14 protein-coding genes and 1 pseudogene are annotated in these 15,761 nt (G+C 73.1%); 5 read left to right on the top strand and 10 right to left on the bottom strand.

Annotation, left to right across the window (positions count from 1 at the left end; genetic code table 11):
* The first annotated feature begins 39 nt into the window (after positions 1–39).
* Entirely contained in the window at positions 40–909 is an 870-nt protein-coding gene (locus ABZ642_RS10515; RefSeq protein WP_360480364.1) for an LLM class F420-dependent oxidoreductase, read from the top strand.
* Positions 910–1,037: 128 nt separating this feature from the next.
* On the opposite strand, the pseudogene ABZ642_RS10510 reads toward ABZ642_RS10515, so the two are convergent.
* From ABZ642_RS10510 to ABZ642_RS10490, 5 genes and pseudogenes are all read right to left on the bottom strand, one after another.
* Positions 1,038–1,157, bottom strand: a pseudogene (locus ABZ642_RS10510) (VOC family protein); the annotation flags it as partial.
* Positions 1,158–1,235: 78 nt separating this feature from the next.
* Positions 1,236–1,937 carry a TOPRIM nucleotidyl transferase/hydrolase domain-containing protein gene (locus ABZ642_RS10505; RefSeq protein ID WP_360480361.1) on the bottom strand — a complete coding sequence of 234 codons (702 nt, stop codon included), beginning with the start codon at positions 1,935–1,937 and terminating at the stop codon, positions 1,236–1,238.
* Positions 1,938–2,256: 319 nt separating this feature from the next.
* On the bottom strand, positions 2,257–3,024 hold the full coding sequence (locus tag ABZ642_RS10500) for an SDR family oxidoreductase (RefSeq protein WP_360480358.1): 768 nt from the start codon (positions 3,022–3,024) through the stop codon (positions 2,257–2,259).
* Positions 3,025–3,090: 66 nt separating this feature from the next.
* Positions 3,091–4,641 carry an RNA polymerase subunit sigma-70 gene (locus tag ABZ642_RS10495; RefSeq protein WP_360480355.1) on the bottom strand — a complete coding sequence of 517 codons (1,551 nt, stop codon included), beginning with the start codon at positions 4,639–4,641 and terminating at the stop codon, positions 3,091–3,093.
* A 24-nt stretch (positions 4,642–4,665) separates the two neighbouring features.
* Positions 4,666–5,241: a TetR/AcrR family transcriptional regulator gene (locus ABZ642_RS10490; RefSeq protein WP_360480352.1), complete on the bottom strand. Its 576-nt coding sequence runs from the start codon at positions 5,239–5,241 to the stop codon at positions 4,666–4,668.
* A 164-nt stretch (positions 5,242–5,405) separates the two neighbouring features.
* Between ABZ642_RS10490 and ABZ642_RS10485 the strand changes: the two genes are divergently transcribed.
* Entirely contained in the window at positions 5,406–6,425 is a 1,020-nt protein-coding gene (locus tag ABZ642_RS10485) for an aldo/keto reductase (RefSeq protein WP_360480349.1), read from the top strand.
* Positions 6,426–6,446: 21 nt separating this feature from the next.
* Positions 6,447–7,328 carry an LLM class flavin-dependent oxidoreductase gene (locus ABZ642_RS10480; protein ID WP_360480346.1) on the top strand — a complete coding sequence of 294 codons (882 nt, stop codon included), beginning with the start codon at positions 6,447–6,449 and terminating at the stop codon, positions 7,326–7,328.
* A gap of 278 nt (positions 7,329–7,606) precedes the next feature.
* Here ABZ642_RS10480 and ABZ642_RS10475 read toward each other — a convergent pair whose 3' ends face one another.
* The 5 genes from ABZ642_RS10475 to ABZ642_RS10455 form a co-directional block, all read right to left on the bottom strand.
* Positions 7,607–7,894, bottom strand: a complete 288-nt coding sequence (locus tag ABZ642_RS10475) for an SCO5918 family protein (RefSeq protein WP_360480343.1) — start codon at positions 7,892–7,894, stop codon at positions 7,607–7,609.
* 221 nt (positions 7,895–8,115) lie between these two features.
* Entirely contained in the window at positions 8,116–9,654 is a 1,539-nt protein-coding gene (locus ABZ642_RS10470) for a DEAD/DEAH box helicase (protein WP_360480339.1), read from the bottom strand.
* Between the two features lie 177 nt (positions 9,655–9,831).
* Positions 9,832–10,035, bottom strand: coding sequence for a cold-shock protein (locus ABZ642_RS10465; protein WP_031482971.1), 204 nt, complete (start codon positions 10,033–10,035; stop codon positions 9,832–9,834).
* 232 nt (positions 10,036–10,267) lie between these two features.
* Complete coding sequence (locus ABZ642_RS10460; RefSeq protein WP_360480335.1) at positions 10,268–10,606, bottom strand: helix-turn-helix domain-containing protein; 339 nt, start codon at positions 10,604–10,606, stop codon at positions 10,268–10,270.
* 251 nt (positions 10,607–10,857) lie between these two features.
* Positions 10,858–11,715 (bottom strand): MBL fold metallo-hydrolase, encoded by an 858-nt coding sequence (locus tag ABZ642_RS10455; protein ID WP_360480332.1) that lies wholly within the window; start codon positions 11,713–11,715, stop codon positions 10,858–10,860.
* A 303-nt stretch (positions 11,716–12,018) separates the two neighbouring features.
* On the opposite strand from ABZ642_RS10455, the gene ABZ642_RS10450 reads away from it, so the two are divergent.
* Both ABZ642_RS10450 and ABZ642_RS10445 read left to right on the top strand, forming a co-directional pair.
* Positions 12,019–12,594, top strand: a complete 576-nt coding sequence (locus tag ABZ642_RS10450; RefSeq protein ID WP_360480329.1) for a hypothetical protein — start codon at positions 12,019–12,021, stop codon at positions 12,592–12,594.
* A 355-nt stretch (positions 12,595–12,949) separates the two neighbouring features.
* Positions 12,950–15,748, top strand: coding sequence for an AAA family ATPase (locus tag ABZ642_RS10445; RefSeq protein ID WP_360480326.1), 2,799 nt, complete (start codon positions 12,950–12,952; stop codon positions 15,746–15,748).
* Positions 15,749–15,761: the final 13 nt, after the last annotated feature.

The following is a 15,761-nucleotide window of genomic DNA, read 5'->3' as shown; positions in this document are numbered from 1 at the left end:
TGTCGTCGGGCCCCGGTTGTGGCAGACATGGACGAGATCGTGGATGAGACGCGCAAGATCGACCTGGGTGCCGTCGGGGCATGGCGCCACGCGGACACCGAGCCGGAGCTCGCCGTCGCGCTGGAACGCCTGGGCTACGGCACCCTGTGGCTCGGCAACGTGACCGACCCGGACCTGACCGTGGTCGAGCGGCTGCTGGACGCCACCGAGACCCTGGTCCTCGCCACCGGCATCGTGAACATCTGGTCCAACCCGGCCGACCGGGTGGCCCGTTCGTACCGCCGGATCGCCGAGCGCCACCCGGACCGCTTCCTGCTGGGCGTCGGCGCCGGCCATCCGGAGGCGACCAAGCAGTTCGTACGGCCGTACCAGGCCCTCAACGACTACCTGGACGTCCTCGACGAGGGCGGTGTCCCGGTGGCGCGCCGCGCCCTGGCGGCCCTCGGTCCCCGGGTACTGCGTCTGGCCGGCGACCGTACGGCGGCCGCGCACCCGTACCTCGTCACCCCGGACCACACCCGCGAGGCCCGCGAGATCCTCGGCGCCGGACCGATCCTGGCCCCCGAGCAGAAGGTGGTCCTGGAGACGGACCCCGTCCGGGTTCGCACCATCGGCGACGCCACCCTGGGCTTCTACCTGAACCTGACCAACTACCTCGGCAACCTCCGCCGTCTCGGCTTCGACGACACAGACTTCGCGGACGGCGGCAGCGACCGCCTCTTCGACGCGCTGATCCTGCACGGCGAGGCGGCCCGGGTGGCGGAGGGCGTCCGCGCCCACCAGAAGGCGGGCGCCGACCACGTGGCGCTCCAGCTGCTCCACCCCGCGGACACCGACCCCCTGCCGGGATACCGGGCGCTGGCGGAGGCACTGGAGTTGGGCGGGGCCGGGGCCGGTGCCGGCTTCTAGACGGCGGGAGGTCCTGGGCGGCCGGAGCTTCTAGACGGCGGGAGGTCTTGGGCGGCGGGAGGTCCTGGGCGCCTGGAGCTCCTGGACGGCCGGAAGTCTGGTCGGCTAAGGGTCCTCGACGGCTACTCCCGCCACGTGGCATGGCCGCCCGGCGGAGGTTCGGGCACGTATCCCAGCGCCTCGCTCCAGAACGCCACCAGCCTCTGCGGGGCGGCGCGGTCGATCGTCAGTTGCAGCGTCGTCTCCATGACCGGAGCCGTGGCAGACGGGTCCGACACTCACGCCGGATCAGCGCGCCGGTTGCAAGGGCGCCCCTGCGACCGTCGTCAGGGGGTGCCGCGCACCTCCGCCGGAAGACCGTCGGGCAGGCCGTCGGGCACGCTGCGGGGCAGGCCGTCGAGCAACGCGTCGAGCAGCCCGGCCAGCGGTGTGGGCACCTGGTCGGGCTCCAGGGCCTCGACGAGGGCCCGGCCGTAATGGATCTTCCGCCCCTTTTTCGTGCCGAGGAAGCAGCGGAGTTGCTGCTGCGGGGCACGGCCCTGCTGGGCGGGCTGGTTCAGGAAGGTGCGCAGGGCTCGCCCGTCGCCCTCGGCCCGGACCAGCTCCGCGACCCGGGGCGGACCGAGGGCGCGGATCAGTTCGTCCTCCAGGTCGGCGGCGCAGACGAAGAACCCGTGCCGTGTGGCACCGGCCCGCTCCAGGCCACGGGCGTAGTAGGGCCACTCCCGCTCGTCGCACAGCCCGGTCAGCCGCAGCCCCAGACCGGGTGGTCCGAGCAGGCGGGCATAGCGCCCGACGTTCATCGCACCGCCCATCGACAGCACGCACACTCCCTCGGCCGCCGGATCCCGCCCGCGCCGCGCGGCCAGCGCGTCGACTGCGGCGACATCGCTCGGCCCTTCGAGCAGCACGGCGACCCGCACCCCCAGCCGTTCACCCAGCCGCCCGGCCGACTCCCGGGCGGGGCCCTCGTCCTCGCTCCCCGCCCAGTCGGCGACCGCGTCCCGGAACGCCCTCATGTCGGCCATGGCACGAGTCTCCGCCCCGGTCGGGCACCGATGCCAGGCAATATCCGCCGCCCGAACGGCATCGGCGGCAGGCGCGCAGGTGGGCGGGCGAACGAGGGGGCGGGCGTGCAGGTGGGCGGGCGTGCAGGTGAGCCGGCGAACAGGTGGGCGGGCGTGCAGGTGGGCAGGCGGCAGCACCGCGCGGCGCGCGGACGGGTTCGGTTGCCGCGTCGGGCGAGGACCGGCTCGAGGGGTTTCTCCGCGAAGCCCTCCGGGAGCCGGTCCCAGCCAGGACGTGGGAGACCGCCGTGCCGGGTCGGCCTCGCCTGGGACGGTGACGTCAGCTGGGGAACATCCCGGTGGCGTTGACCCAGGTGCCGGTGAGGGCGACCCCGGCGTCCGAGGCGAGGAACGTGGCCAGCGCCGCGATGTCCGCGATCCGCGGGGAGCGCTTCGTCATCCGCAGCGAGTCCAGGTGGGCGCGGATACCGGCCACCGCCGCCTCGTCCATCGCCGGGGCACCCGCCGCGCTCAGCTTCTCCGGGGTGAGCGTGTCGGTGACCCCGGCGGTCCAGATCCCGCAGACCCGGACGCCGGACGGGCCGACCTCCTGGGCGAGCTGCCGGATGAGCGCGTCGATCGCGCCGTCGGCGGCGCCCGTGCCGCCGAGCATCGGGGTGCCGTTGTGGGAACCGCTGTTCAGGGCGAGGATCACGCCCGAACCCTGCGCGGCCATCCGGCGCGCGGCCGCCCTGGCGGTGATGAACTGGCAGGCGATGCCCCGCACCACCGGCCGGGTGTAGTCCTCGACCGACATCTCGGTCAGCGGGACGCCCTGGAGGTCCCCGCGCGGTACGAGGTTGAGGGAGACGTCGAGCCGGCCCGCCCGCTCGACCACGGCGGCCGCGTGCGCCTCGACGGCTGCCTCGTCCTCGGCGTCGACCACGTCGAACTCGGCGCCGGTCTCCGCCGCGACCTCCCGCAGCGTCGCCTCCGTACGCCCGGCCAGGAACACCCGTGCCCCGGCCCGCGCGTACTCCCGCGCCACCCCGGCCCCGAGCGCACCGGCTCCGCCGTACACGACCGCGACCTTGTCCTTCAGCAACATGACTGGTGAGCTCCGTTCGGCTTCGTGGATGTCCGTCGCTTCATAGGACGCGCGGCAGCCGTGAACTCATCGGAGGGTCATCGGCAGTCCGAAGGCCGGGAAGAGGTGGGGCTCGAAGGTGGTGATCTCGGCGATCCGGCCGCCCTCGATCCGTAGTACGTCGATGAGCTGGGCGCGGAAGACGCTGGTGCCGGGGCGTCGCAGGTAACCGGCCACGGCGGGCTGGCCGTTGGCGCGTACGGGCAGGTGGCGCCAGTGGCCGGCGAACATCGGGGACGCCGGGTCGAGGTTGGGACGGACGAAGCCGAAGAGCGCGTCGCGGGAGGTGAACCAGAACGGGTTCGGCGGCATGGTGAGCACCGCGTCCTCGCGGACGAGGTCGACCATGGCGTCGATGTCGGCGCGGGCGGCGGCTTCCATGTAGCGCTGGAGCAGGGCCAGGTCCGTGGCGCTGGGGGCGGTGGCCGGGGCCGACCAGTCCTCCCGGCGCCCGGGCAGCGCCTCCCGGAGGGCCGAACGGCCGCGCTGCACCGCGCTGTTGGCGGAGGCCACGCTCGCGCCCAGCAGGTCGGCGGTCTCCTGCGCCGACCAGCCGGCGACATCGCGCAGGATCACCGCGGCCCGCTGGCGTGGCGGGAGCCGCTGGATGGCGGTGAGGAAGACCAGCTCCAGGGTCTCGCCGGCCACGGCCTGCTCGTCGGGCTCGTGCCGCGGCGCGGCCGGCTCGGGCAACTGGTCGTCGGGGAACGGCTGCAGCCAGGGCATACGGGGTGGCGGCGGACCGTCGCCCGAGTCCATGCCCGGCACGGGTTCGTAGGGGACCGGGCGCCGGTTCTGTCTGCGCAGGAAGTCCAGGCACAGGTTGGTGGCGATCCGGTACAGCCAGGCGCGGACGTTGTCGACCCCGTCCAGGGTCTCCTTGGCCCGCCAGGCCCGCAGGAACGCCTCCTGGGTGAGGTCCTCGGCCTCGTCGTAGGACCCGAGCAACCGGTAGCAGTGCACGCGCAGTTCGCGGCGGTGGCCCTCGACGAGGGCGGTGAAGCCGGCGTCGTCCGATTTCGTCACGGCGACGGGAGTGACGTTTCCCGGAGCGGGGGGTGTGACGAATTCCGGGCCGGGGGCCGTGACGCTTTTCGGGCGGGGGTGTGTGACGTCTTCCGCGCCGGAGGTTGTGACGCGTCCCGCGCCTGCGCTGGTGACGCGTCCCGTGTCGGAGTCTCCTGCGGCGCCCCGGCGCGGTTTCTGTCCCGGCCCCTGCCCCGGTTCTCGTCCCGGTTCCTGTCTCGGTTCTCGTCCCGGCCCGTGCCCCGGTTCCTGTCCCGGCCCCTGCCCCTGCCCCGGTTCCTGTCCCGCCTCCCGGGCGAGACGTCGTAGCTGGGCGAAGCGGGTGGTGAGGCCCTCCACGTCCGCGTGGAACGCGGTCCCCGGCGCCAGTCGTACCCGCCCCAGCCGGTCCCCGAGGTCCGAGAGCAGCTCCCTGGCCGGAGGCATGCCGTCCGCCCGTCGCCGTTCCCGGTAGGCCCGCTGCCGGCAGGCCTGGGAGCAGTACGACGCGGTACGGCCGGGGCCGCCGCCGCTCTTGATCGGGTTGCCGCAGACCTCGCAACTGCCTCTCATGCCGGGCACCTTATGCCCGGTGCGTCATGTCCGGCCCAGCCCGGTGACGAGAAGGGCGACGAGGCGGCGGGCGTCGTAGCCGGGGTCGTTCTCCGCGCCGATGCAGAGGTTGCCGACGCCGCGCATCAGCTCGACGGCGGCGATGTCGGTGTGAATCTCGCCGGACTCGGTCGCCGCGTCGAGGAGGCGGGTGCAGACCGGGACCAGACGGTCCAGGAAGTAGGCGTGCAGGGTGTCGAAGCCCGCCTGGTCGGAGCGCAGGGCCGCGGCGAGGCCGTGCTTGGTGACCAGGAAGTCCACGAAGAGGTCGATCCAGCGGCGCAGCGCGTCGTACGGGCTGGGCGCGTCGGCCAGCAGGGCCGGGCCGGCCTCGGCGCAGGCCTCCACCTGGTGCCGGTAGACGGCGATGATCAGGTCCGCGCGGGTCGGGAAGTGCCGGTAGATCGTCGCCGTGCCGACGCCCGCCCGGGTCGCGATGTCGCGTACCGGTGCCTCCACGCCTGACGCGACGAACGCCGCCGCGGCCGCCTCCAGCAGGGTCATCTCGTTGCGCCGGGCGTCCGCCCGGCGGGGCCGGACCGCCTGCTCCTCGTCCTTCATCGTCCGTCCTTCGTCGGGTGCTCCCTCCGGTGTCACCCTATCGGGGCGTTGCTAAACGGGACAGCGTTCCGTATCGTCGAAGACATGAAACGGGACATCGTCCCGCTTTCCAGTTCGTCCTGTTTATCCGTACGTCATGTTGCGTCATGTGAGGAGATTCGGTCATGCAGTACCGCACCTTGGGCCGTACCGGTGTGCAGGTCAGCGCGCTCGCGCTCGGCGCGATGAATTTCGGCGCGGTCGGCCGCACCACGCAGGCGGAGGCGACGGCGATCGTCGACGCCGCGCTGGACGCCGGCATCAACCTGATCGACACCGCCGACATGTACGGCCAGGGCGAGTCGGAGGAGATGGTCGGCAAGGCGATCGCCGGCCGCCGTGACGACATCGTGCTGGCCACGAAGGCGGGCCTGCCGATGGGCGACGAGCCCAATCACCGCGGCGGTTCACGGCGGTGGCTGGTCACCGAGCTGGAGAACAGCCTGGGCCGGCTCGGCGTCGACCACGTGGACCTCTATCAGATACACCGCTGGGACCCGGCCACGAGCGACGAGGAGACCCTGTCGGCGCTGACCGATCTGCAACGCGCGGGGAAGATCCGCTACTTCGGCTCCTCGACCTTCCCGGCGCACCGGATCGTGCAGGGCCAGTGGGCGGCGCGCGAGCACCACCTGAGCCGTTACGTCACCGAACAGCCCAGCTATTCCCTCCTCCAGCGCGGCGTCGAGGCCCATGTGCTGCCGGTGACCGAGGAGTACGGGATGGGTGTGCTGGCGTGGAGCCCGCTGGCCTCGGGCTGGCTGTCGGGGGCCGTGCGCAAGGGCCGGCCCATCACCACCAGCCGGTCCCGGCTCAGTCCCGACCGCTTCGACCTCGCCCTGCCCGCCAACCAGGCCCGGCTCGACGCCGTGGAGCGGCTCGCCGCCGTGGCCGAGGAGGCCGGACTGACCCTGATCCAGCTCGCGCTCGGCTTCGTCACCGCGCACCCCGCCGTCACCAGCGCCCTCATCGGCCCCCGCACCCAGGACCACCTGAACTCCCAGCTCGCCGCCGCCGACACGGTGCTCTCCGCCGACGTCCTCGACGCGATCGACGCGATCGTCGCCCCCGGCACCGACCTGGCCGCCCACGAGAAGCACGACACCCCGCCCGCCCTGCTCGACCCGGTACTGCGCCGCCGCTGACCGACGGCAGAGAGGCGCCCCATGGAATCCACGACCACGAACCCACCCCGCTTCGGGATCATGACCGCTCCCATGCAGGTGTCGTACGACGACATCCTGCGGGTCTGGCGGGAGGCGGACGCGATCCCCCGGATCGAGCACGCCTGGCTGTTCGACCACCTCATGCCGATCGGCGGCGATCCCGACGGGCCGATCTTCGAGGGCTGGACGCTGCTGTCCGCCCTGGCCGCCCAGACGCGACGACTGCGCCTCGGTCTCCTGGTGACCAGCAACCGTTTCCGGCCGCCCGCGATACTGGCGAAGATCGCCACGACCGTCGACGTCGTCTCCGGCGGCCGGCTCGACTTCGGCATCGGTGTCGGCTCACGGCCGCACCCGCCCGAGGCCCGCCGCGAGTATCCGGCGCACGGCCTGCCCTTCACCCCTCCGGCACAGGCCGTCGAGAGCCTCGCGGAGGCCTGCGCCCTGATCCGCCGCCTGTGGACGGCCACCGAACCCTTCGACTTCCACGGCACCCACCACCAGCTCACCGGTGCCTTCGCCCACCCCAGACCAGTCCAGCGCCCGCACCCGCCGATCCTGATCGGGGGCCGCTCGGCGGCGACCCTCCGGGTGACCGCCGAACACGCCGACCTCTGGAACATCCCGGGCGGCGACATCGAGGACTGCGTCCGCCGCAGCGCGCTCCTGGACCGCTACTGCTCGGAGATCGGCCGCGACCCCGCCGAGATCACCCGCTCCATCCATCTCCCCGTCTCCTACGACCACCCGGAAACGACCCGCACCGCGATCGCGGAGGCGCTCAACGCCGGCTTCCGGCACATCGTCCTGGGCCTGCCGGCCCCGTATCCGGAGGGAGTCGCGAGCTGGGTGACAGACGAACTGATCAACAAGGAGGCCTGATTGCCCTGGGGGAAGAGACGCCGTCCCGGACGCGTGCCGTTCCGCACGGTGGGATACCGCACGCGTGGGGTACCGGTTGCCGCCGGGCAGCCCCACAGCGACAACCGGCTGAGCGGGGCGTGCCGGGTGTGTGCGGTGTGCGGCTCTTTGCTGAACCGGCGGCCGCTCCTACCGAAGTACGGCCCGCTCAGGATCCGGGTGCCACATCTCAGGCTTTCCAACCCGCAGATCGCGCAGTACCCGCGGATCGCGCAGTACTCACGGTCGCCTGGAGGGTGTCACCAGCCGAGGACGTCCTCGTCGGCGCGCGCCTCCCGGGGCGGAGTCACCGGGCGCGGGTCGTGGCAGGTGAATCCGAGGCGGGTCAGTGCGCGGCGCATTTCCAGCGACGTGAAGTCGCGGCGGTTCTGCCGGGTGATCACTTCGCCGACCTGCATGACGGGGTAGACGCGGCCGTCGATGGTCACGCCGACGCCGGTGACGGGTTCGGGCGTGTGGCTGCTCATCGACTGTTCGACCTCGCTCTTGGTCAGGTCGAAGGGGAAACGGGCGATGACAACACGCATGGATGCCTCCTCAGGGGGCGACCGCGAGACGCGGCGGGACGGGGTTTCGGACAGCTGTCAGGGGGTGAGGGCTTGAACGCCCGGGTGTATCCGTGTTCGTCGACCACGGGGGACACGTCCGGGGTGCGGTCCAGCGTCGGGGCGGGCGGGGCGGGCGTCGGCTCGGCCAGTCCGCCGGGAGCGCATCCCCGTGCTCCGGCAGTGAGCTGGTCCTCCGTCGGCTACGAATCGGCCCTTGAGGTGGTACGGCGCGTTCGGGCGGCGGACGAGCGGCCCCCGCGACCACGCCCACGACCCCGGCCGGCGGACCGTGTGCCCTCGCGTGGTGTGTCGGTGGTCGGCGCCACCAGCGTGACGGGCACACCCGAGGGGGTGCGGGCGCCGGTGATGCGATGCAGTTCGGCCTCACCGGGGCGGACCTGGACGGCACTCGCGGTGACCCCGGCGTCCGTCATCAGACGGTCCACGGCCCGCCGCTGGTGCGGCAGGACGAGGGTCACGACGGTTCCGGTCTCGCCGGCGCGCGCGGTACGGCCGCCGCGGTGCAGGTAGTCCTTGTGGTCGGCGGGCGGGTCGACGTTGACGACGAGGTCGAGGCCGTCGACGTGGATGCCGCGGGCGGCGACGTTGGTGGCGACCAGGACCGAGACGTGGCCGTCCTTGAACTGGGCGAGTGTCCGGGTGCGCTGCGACTGGGACTTGCCGCCGTGCAGCGCCGAGGCCCGCACACCGACGGCGAGCAGCCGCTTGGCGAGCCGGTCCACCGCGTGCTTGGTGTCCAGGAACATCAGCACGCGTCCGTCACGGGCGGCGATCTCGGTGGCGGCGGTCTCCTTGTCGGCGTCGCGCACATGCAGCAGGTGGTGCTCCATGGTGGTGACGGCGCCCGCGGACGGGTCGACCGAGTGCACGACGGGGTCGTGGAGGTAGCGGCGGACCAGGAGGTCGATGTTCCGGTCCAGGGTGGCCGAGAACAGCAACCGCTGGCCGCCGGCCGGGACCTGGTCGAGCAGCGCGGTCACCTGCGGCATGAAGCCCATGTCGGCCATCTGGTCGGCCTCGTCGAGGACGGCGATGTTGACCTGGTCCACCCGGCAGGCGCCCCGCTCGATGAGGTCCCGGAGGCGGCCGGGCGTCGCGACGACGACCTCGGCGCCGGCGCGCAGATCGCTGACCTGACGGCCGATCGACATGCCGCCGACCACGGTGGCGAGCCGCAGCCGCAGGGCGCGGGCGTAGGGGGTCAGCGCGTCGGTGACCTGCTGGGCCAGCTCGCGGGTGGGGACGAGGATCAGGGCGAGCGGCTGCTTGGGCTGGGCCCGCTGCCCGTCCAGGCGGGCCAGCAGCGGCAGGCCGAAGGCGAGCGTCTTGCCGGAGCCGGTGCGGCCCCGGCCCAGGACGTCCCGGCCGGCCAGCGCGTTCGGCAGGGTGGCGGCCTGGATCGGGAAGGGGACGGTCACGCCTTCGGTGCGGAGGGCGGCCAACAGCCGTTCGGGCATGTCCAGTTCGGTGAACGTCTCGACGGCGGGCAGCGGCTCGGTGAGGGTGACCGGCAGGGCGAACTCCTGGCGGCGCGGGGCGGAGCGTGGGGCCTGGCCGTTCTTGCGGCCGGTGCCGGCGCCCTGACGGGGGCCCTGGTGGCCGGATCCCTGGCCGCGGAAGCGGTTGCCGGGGGTGGAGCTGGAGCCTGCCGAGCGTGCGGTGTTGCGATCCGTGCGGTGGCCGCCGGAACTGCCGCCGGTGCGGCGGGTGCGGTTCAAGAAGGAACCTTCCTCGATGCGGCGTATCGAGGAATTCCGGCCGGCGGACGGGTGACCGCGCGAGGAATCACAAGAATGAGCCGGAGAAAAAGAGAAAAGCTGGGGCCCGCACCCCAAGAGCGCGGGCCCCAGCCTCAAATCGCGCGAGCTAGTGGCTCGCCACGGTTCGCGTCAGCTTCAGGCGGGAACGATGTTCTCGGCCTGCGGGCCCTTCTGGCCCTGCGTGACGTCGAAGGTCACCTTCTGGCCTTCCTGAAGCTCGCGGAAGCCCTGGGTGGCGATGTTCGAGTAGTGGGCGAAGACGTCGGGGCCGCCACCCTCCTGCTCGATGAAGCCGAAGCCCTTTTCCGCGTTGAACCACTTCACGGTGCCAGATGCCATATTGAATCTCCCTTGAGGGGCAGTGCCGGACTCCGCACTTTACGAAGCCGAGTCGCCGCGATGATCACCCCTCCGGAATGATCCGGAAAGCTTTACAAAGAAAAAATTTCTCTGGCAACCAAAACTGCAACTGCTATCACGCTAACACAGGTGGGCTGTAAGCGGCCATGTGTTTTCGGGGCCGCACGGCAATTCTAGTGCCGCCGTCGACGGAATTTCTGTACTGGCGGCACTAGGTATCTGTGCGACACCCGTCGAGCTTCCGGCTTATCTCCCGGTTCAGCCGGAGGGCGTCCTCCAGCTGGTTCTCCAGGGAGATGATCCGGCACGCGGCCTCGACGGGGGTGCCCTGGTCGACCAGCTCCCGGGCGCGGGCGGCGGTGCGCAGCTGGCGGCGGGAGTACCTGCGGTGACCGCCTTGCGAACGCAGCGGAACGATCAGTCCGGCGTCGCCGACTGAGCGGAGGAAGGCGGGGGTTGTGCCGAGAACGGCGGCGGCCCGTCCCATGGTGTAGGCGGGGTAGTCGTCATCGTCGAGGTTGCCGACGACCGGGGCGTTCTCAGCGGGCATGACACCTTCGTTTCGGGGACGCGGCGGGGGCCCGGGCGGGCCTGGCACCGGTCTCCGAAGGATTCGGCACCATCCGCGTCGCACGGCAACCCTAACTCCGGCAGCCTCGGAGATGTGGCTCCGCCGTGACAGATTTCCGTCAGCGCCCGAGCCTGTGCGCAGCGTGGCCGGTCGGCCCGCGCCGGCGCGTGATCGGTCCGTTCGGCGTACCGCCCGGGTCGCGACGGCGGGGCGATCCGTCTCGGCCGGGGTCAGGCTCCGGTGCCCAGCAGATCGTGGGCGGCGACCCACAGGGTGTAGGGGTTGGCGAGGTCGGGGTAGGCGGCCGTCAGCCGGTCGATCAGTTCGGCCGGTGCGGAGCTGCGGGCCAGGGCCGTCTCGAAGTCGGCCAGGTAGCGGCGGCTCTCGTCGATCTGGCGGCGGGCGTCGTCGTCGGGGGCCGAGGGGTCGCGGTGGCCGGCGATCAGGGTGTCGGCGGCCAGCGCCGCCACGGTGTCCAGGGCCCGCGCCCAGCTGGCCCGGGAGTCGGGGGTGGAGCCCGCCAGCCACATGTGGGTCCGGTTGTAGACGACGTCACCGGAGACGACCAGGCTCAGCTCGGGGACGTGGACGACGCTGGAGTGCCCGGTGTCGGTGGTCCCGACCGGGATCACCGTGGCCGTCGCGGCTCCGATCGGGAGGGTGGTACCCGCCAGCGGTCCGGGAGCGACGGGCTCGCCGGTCAGCTCACCGGGGAAGAAACCGCCCCAGACCTTCAGATAGCCCGGCGAGATCTGCTCCCGCATCGCGGAGACGGAGTCCGCCAGGGCCACCGGCCTGGCCCGCGGGAACGCCGCGAGGATCTCCGACAGCCCGAGGAAGTGGTCGGCGTGCGGATGGGTGATGTAGACGTGGTCGGGCTCGCGGTCGTGGGACCTCACCCACTCGGCCAGCTCCCGCCCCTCCCGCACGGTGATCAGGCAGTCGACCAGCAGGGTGCCCTCGTCGTCGCCGATCAGGGTCGAGGTGCTCGGCGGCCACGTCGCCGGCCCCACCGCCTCCTCGAATCCCGGCACGGCACTCGGGATCGGCTTGGGACCCACCACGAACACGTCGAAGTCAAGGCTCATCGCCACATGATCACCTCTGGAGCGGCCGGGGCGTATCCGCATCATGACTGCACCGTCCGCCGGCGTCCGCTCCGACCCGGGGCCGCCCGGCTCCGGCCCGGACGTGCTCACCTGCCGTGTCCGGCGCGTCGTCCGCCGGACCGGCCCCGGTGCAGTCATGTTGCTGATACCACCCGGCGGGGCGCGGTCGGATGCTGGTGGTCCGGGTTCTCCAGCAGGGCGCGTCGTCGGCGCGGGTCGACGCACCGTGGGCGCGCCCACGAGAACGCACGGATCTTCGACTTCGCCCTCTCCGACCAGGACATGGCCGAACTCGACGCGCTCGACCGGACCGGCGGTACCGACCGCGCACGGGAATCCACGTGGCGGCCCGACCGCGCCGGCCGCCGGCCCGGTCGGGCCGCCCGTCATACGAAGGAGCAGAAGGAGCACGCCATGCCGATGATCGACGTGTATGCCACGACCGGCACGTTCCCGGACAGGCACCAGCTCGCCCGGGACCTCGCCGCGGCCCTGATGGCCATCGAGGAGGTCCCGGACATCCCGATGTTCCGCCAGAACACCGCCGCCTTCGTCCACGAGCTGCCGGCCGGTGACCTCTCGGACGTCGACGGCGCCTCGAACCACGTCCGCGTGCAGGTGCTGACCAACGCGGGTGCTCTCGACCGTGACAAGCAGCTCGCGGTGGTGCGCCGGTTCACCGGCATGGTCGCGGAGGCCGCCGCCGACCCGGCCCTCGCGGACCGCACCTGGGTGCTGCTGACCGAGGCCGTGCCCGGCGGTTGGGGGCTGGCCGGACACGCCCACACCAACGACGAACTCGTCGCCGCGGCCCGTAAGCAGATCGCGGAGCTGCGGTCGGCGGCCGGCGACCAGTGACGGGGTACTACCCGGCACTCACGTCTGTTCGTGCGGGGTAGTACCCGGCACTCACGCCTGTTCGTGGACCCAGGCCCGGCCCGGACCCGCCGGAAGGCGCGGTCGGCCTGCCGGTACCGCGGTTCCCGTGGGCCCGCGGGCCCACGGGCCCAAGCACCGTTCACGCATCCGCGTTCCCCCGCACGCGCCGGAGATCGTCCATACGCTCCCCCTTGTGCCGCGGCAGCGGCCGTCCGGTACTCGCACCCTGACTGCTCACGGCCTCGCCCACGGCCCCGCACCCGGCTTTCCACGCACCGGATCACCTCGGTCGTGTGCGGCCTATATTGGGCCGGGTGAGGGTGGCGTTTCCGCGATGACCGGCAAGGACACGACCGTCGTCGGACGGCGTGCGGAGTTGTCCCGGCTGCGGGAGCTGGTCGCCCCGCCCCACCGGGAGAGCCGGGTTCTGCTGCTCCTGGGTGATCCGGGCCTGGGCAAGACCGCCCTGCTGGCCGAGGCCGCGCGGGCGGCCGGGGCGGCCGGGATGCGGGTGCTGGCGACCACCGGCCGGGAGTCGGAGCGGGACCTGGCGTTCGCCGGACTGCACCAGTTGCTGCGCCCGCTGCTGGACCGGGTGGCCGGTCTGCCGCCCCGGCAGGCGGAGGCGCTGCGCGGTGCGTTCGGGCTCTCCGCCGAGCCCGTGCCGCCGGACCCGCTGCTCACCGGGATCGCCGTACTCACCCTGCTGTCCGAGCTGTCCGACGAGCGGCCGCTGCTGGTCGCCGTCGACGACACGCAGTGGCTGGACCGTGCCTCGCTCGACGCGCTCGCCTTCACCGCCCGCCGGCTGGAGTCGGAGCGGCTCGTGATGCTCGCCGGTGCGCGCGGGCCGGTACCCCCCGCCGGTTTCGGGCGGGACCTGCCCCAGCTGCTGCTACGGCCGCTGACCCGGGCGGACGCGGGCCTGCTCCTGGACGCCCAGCCGCACCCGCCGCACGGCCGGCTGCGTGAACAGGTCCTCGCACAGGCGGCCGGCAACCCGCTGGCGCTGATCGAGTTGGCCCGGATGATCGCCGCGGATCCCGACGCGGGGCGCCGCTGGACCGCCGAGCCGCTGCCGCTGACCGGGCAGCTGACCGCGATCATGGCCGCCCAGTACGTCACCCTGCCCGCGGCCGCCCGGTCCGCGTTGCTGCTCGCGGCCGTCGCCGACAGCCCGGACCTCACCACGGCGATACCGGGGCTGTCCGCCGACGCGCTCGCCCCGGCGGAGGCGGCGGGGCTGATCCGCCTGGGCACCCCGGGCCCGCAGTTCGCCCATCCGCTGACCCGGTCGGCCGTCTACCACGCCGCGACCTTCGCCGAGCGGGCCGCCGCGCACCGGCAGGTCGCCGACGCGCTCCGCGACCAGCCCGACCGGCACGCCTGGCATCTGGCGGCCGCGGCCCTGGAACCCGACGAGAAGCTGGCCGCGCTTCTCGAGGACAGCGCGGTCCAGGCGCAACGCCGTGGCGGTACCGCCGCTGCCGCCCGCGCCCTGGAACGCGCCGCCGAGCTGAGCCCCGGCGAACCCGACAGGGCCCGCCGGCTGCTGGCCGCCGCCGACCTCGCGCTGCCCGCCGGACAGGCCGACTGGGTGAGGGAGTTGGCGGGCCGGGTGCTCACCCTGACCTCCGATCCGGACCTGCGGATCGCCGCCCGGCTGGACATCGGCTGGTCGCTGCTGTGGTCCAACCGCAACGCCGACGCGATCGACACCCTCCTGTCCGTAGCCGCCGAGGCCGCCCCGAAGCTGCCGGCCATCGCCTGGCAGGCCGCCTGGATGGCCGCCACGGTGGTCCACCAGACCGGACTCCCGGAGGTCCGCGCCAAGGCACGCGCGGCCCTCGACGCTCTGGACGCCCTCGACTCCGGGGACGGGGCGCAGGACTGGCCCGCCGCCCGTGCCGACGAGTACCGCCTCTGGATCAGGGCCTGCACGGACCCGTTCGGCGAAAGAGCCGACATCGTGCCCCGGCTGCGGCGGCTGACGGACGGATCCCGGGGGTCCCAGGGATCCCACGGCGTCCTCTTCGACCCGGGCACGGTCGGCGCCGCGGCCTGGGTCCTGGACGAGACCGAACTCGCGGTCAGGGTGCTGCGTGAGGCGCTGAGCCGGCTGCGCGCCCCCGGCGTGCGCGGTGCGAGCGGCGGGGTCCTGTCGGCCCTGGCGTGGGCGTGTGTCGACAGCGGGCGCTGGGACGACGCGCTCGCCGCCGCCCGTGAGGCGAGGGACATCGCCGCGGCCTACAAGATGGAGACCGTCGCCGGCTCGGCCGACCTCACCACGGCCGTCGTGGCGGCCCTGCGCGGTGAACACGAGCAGGTGGCACCGCTGCTGGCCCGGGTGCGCGCCGCCGTGGACACCTCCGAGTACCGCGGGTTCGCCGCCCGGATCCGGCAGGCGGCCGGGCTCGCCGCCCTGGCCCAGGGCGACCACGTCACCGCCTACGCCCAGCTCAGCCGGCTCTTCGCGGCCGACGGCACACCCCTGCACCACCACTTCTCGTATCTCGCCGTCGCCGATCTCGCCGCCGCCGCGGCGCGCTGCGAACGGCACCTCGAAGCGCGGACGGTGCTGGAGCGCGCGCTGGCCCTGCTGAAGCCCGCGCCCGGACCGCGTCTGGAACAACTCGCCGCCCGTGCCCGCGGGTTGCTCGCCGAGCCCGACGAGGCCGAGGCCCTCTTCGCCGCGCCGCTGGCCGATCCGGCCGGAGACGCCTGGCCGTTCGAGCGGGCCCAGCTCCAGCTGGACCACGGGGAGTGGCTGCGCCGGCGTCGCCGCATCAACGACGCCAAGCCCGTCCTGGCCACCGCCCTGGAGACGTTCCGCCGCCTGGGCGCCGCGCCCTGGACCCGGCGCGCGGAGTCCGAACTGCGGGCCTGCGGTGTCCCCGTGCAGGCCCCGCCGGCCGCCCCGGGCGCGCTGGAGGGACTCACCGCCCAGCAGCGCGAGATCGTCGTGCTCGCCGGACACGGCCTGACCAACGGCGAGATCGCCGACCGGCTCTTCCTGTCGCCGCGCACGGTCGCCTCCCACCTGTACCGCTCCTACCCCAAGCTGGGCATCGCGGGCCGCCACCAACTCCGCGCCCTCATCGACAGGCAGGGCACGCCACCGGCCGGCGGGTAGCGCCGACAGCACC

Origin of the sequence: Streptomyces sp. NPDC007157 (genome assembly GCF_040634235.1) — a bacterium.
Lineage (GTDB): Bacteria > Actinomycetota > Actinomycetes > Streptomycetales > Streptomycetaceae > Streptomyces.
This window is presented reverse-complemented; position numbering and strand designations above follow the sequence as displayed.

What these genes read in the sequence shown, in the direction of transcription:
- ABZ642_RS10505 (WP_360480361.1), bottom strand. Translation starts at nt 1,937, where the DNA reads ATGGCCGACATGAGGGCGTTCCGGGACGCGGTCGCCGACTGGGCGGGG.
- ABZ642_RS10500 (WP_360480358.1), bottom strand. Translation starts at nt 3,024, where the DNA reads ATGTTGCTGAAGGACAAGGTCGCGGTCGTGTACGGCGGAGCCGGTGCG.
- ABZ642_RS10495 (WP_360480355.1), bottom strand. Translation starts at nt 4,641, where the DNA reads ATGAGAGGCAGTTGCGAGGTCTGCGGCAACCCGATCAAGAGCGGCGGC.
- ABZ642_RS10490 (WP_360480352.1), bottom strand. Translation starts at nt 5,241, where the DNA reads ATGAAGGACGAGGAGCAGGCGGTCCGGCCCCGCCGGGCGGACGCCCGG.
- ABZ642_RS10485 (WP_360480349.1), top strand. Translation starts at nt 5,406, where the DNA reads ATGCAGTACCGCACCTTGGGCCGTACCGGTGTGCAGGTCAGCGCGCTC.
- ABZ642_RS10480 (WP_360480346.1), top strand. Translation starts at nt 6,447, where the DNA reads ATGGAATCCACGACCACGAACCCACCCCGCTTCGGGATCATGACCGCT.
- ABZ642_RS10475 (WP_360480343.1), bottom strand. Translation starts at nt 7,894, where the DNA reads ATGCGTGTTGTCATCGCCCGTTTCCCCTTCGACCTGACCAAGAGCGAG.
- ABZ642_RS10465 (WP_031482971.1), bottom strand. Translation starts at nt 10,035, where the DNA reads ATGGCATCTGGCACCGTGAAGTGGTTCAACGCGGAAAAGGGCTTCGGC.
- ABZ642_RS10460 (WP_360480335.1), bottom strand. Translation starts at nt 10,606, where the DNA reads ATGCCCGCTGAGAACGCCCCGGTCGTCGGCAACCTCGACGATGACGAC.
- ABZ642_RS10455 (WP_360480332.1), bottom strand. Translation starts at nt 11,715, where the DNA reads ATGAGCCTTGACTTCGACGTGTTCGTGGTGGGTCCCAAGCCGATCCCG.
- ABZ642_RS10450 (WP_360480329.1), top strand. Translation starts at nt 12,019, where the DNA reads ATGGCCGAACTCGACGCGCTCGACCGGACCGGCGGTACCGACCGCGCA.
- ABZ642_RS10445 (WP_360480326.1), top strand. Translation starts at nt 12,950, where the DNA reads ATGACCGGCAAGGACACGACCGTCGTCGGACGGCGTGCGGAGTTGTCC.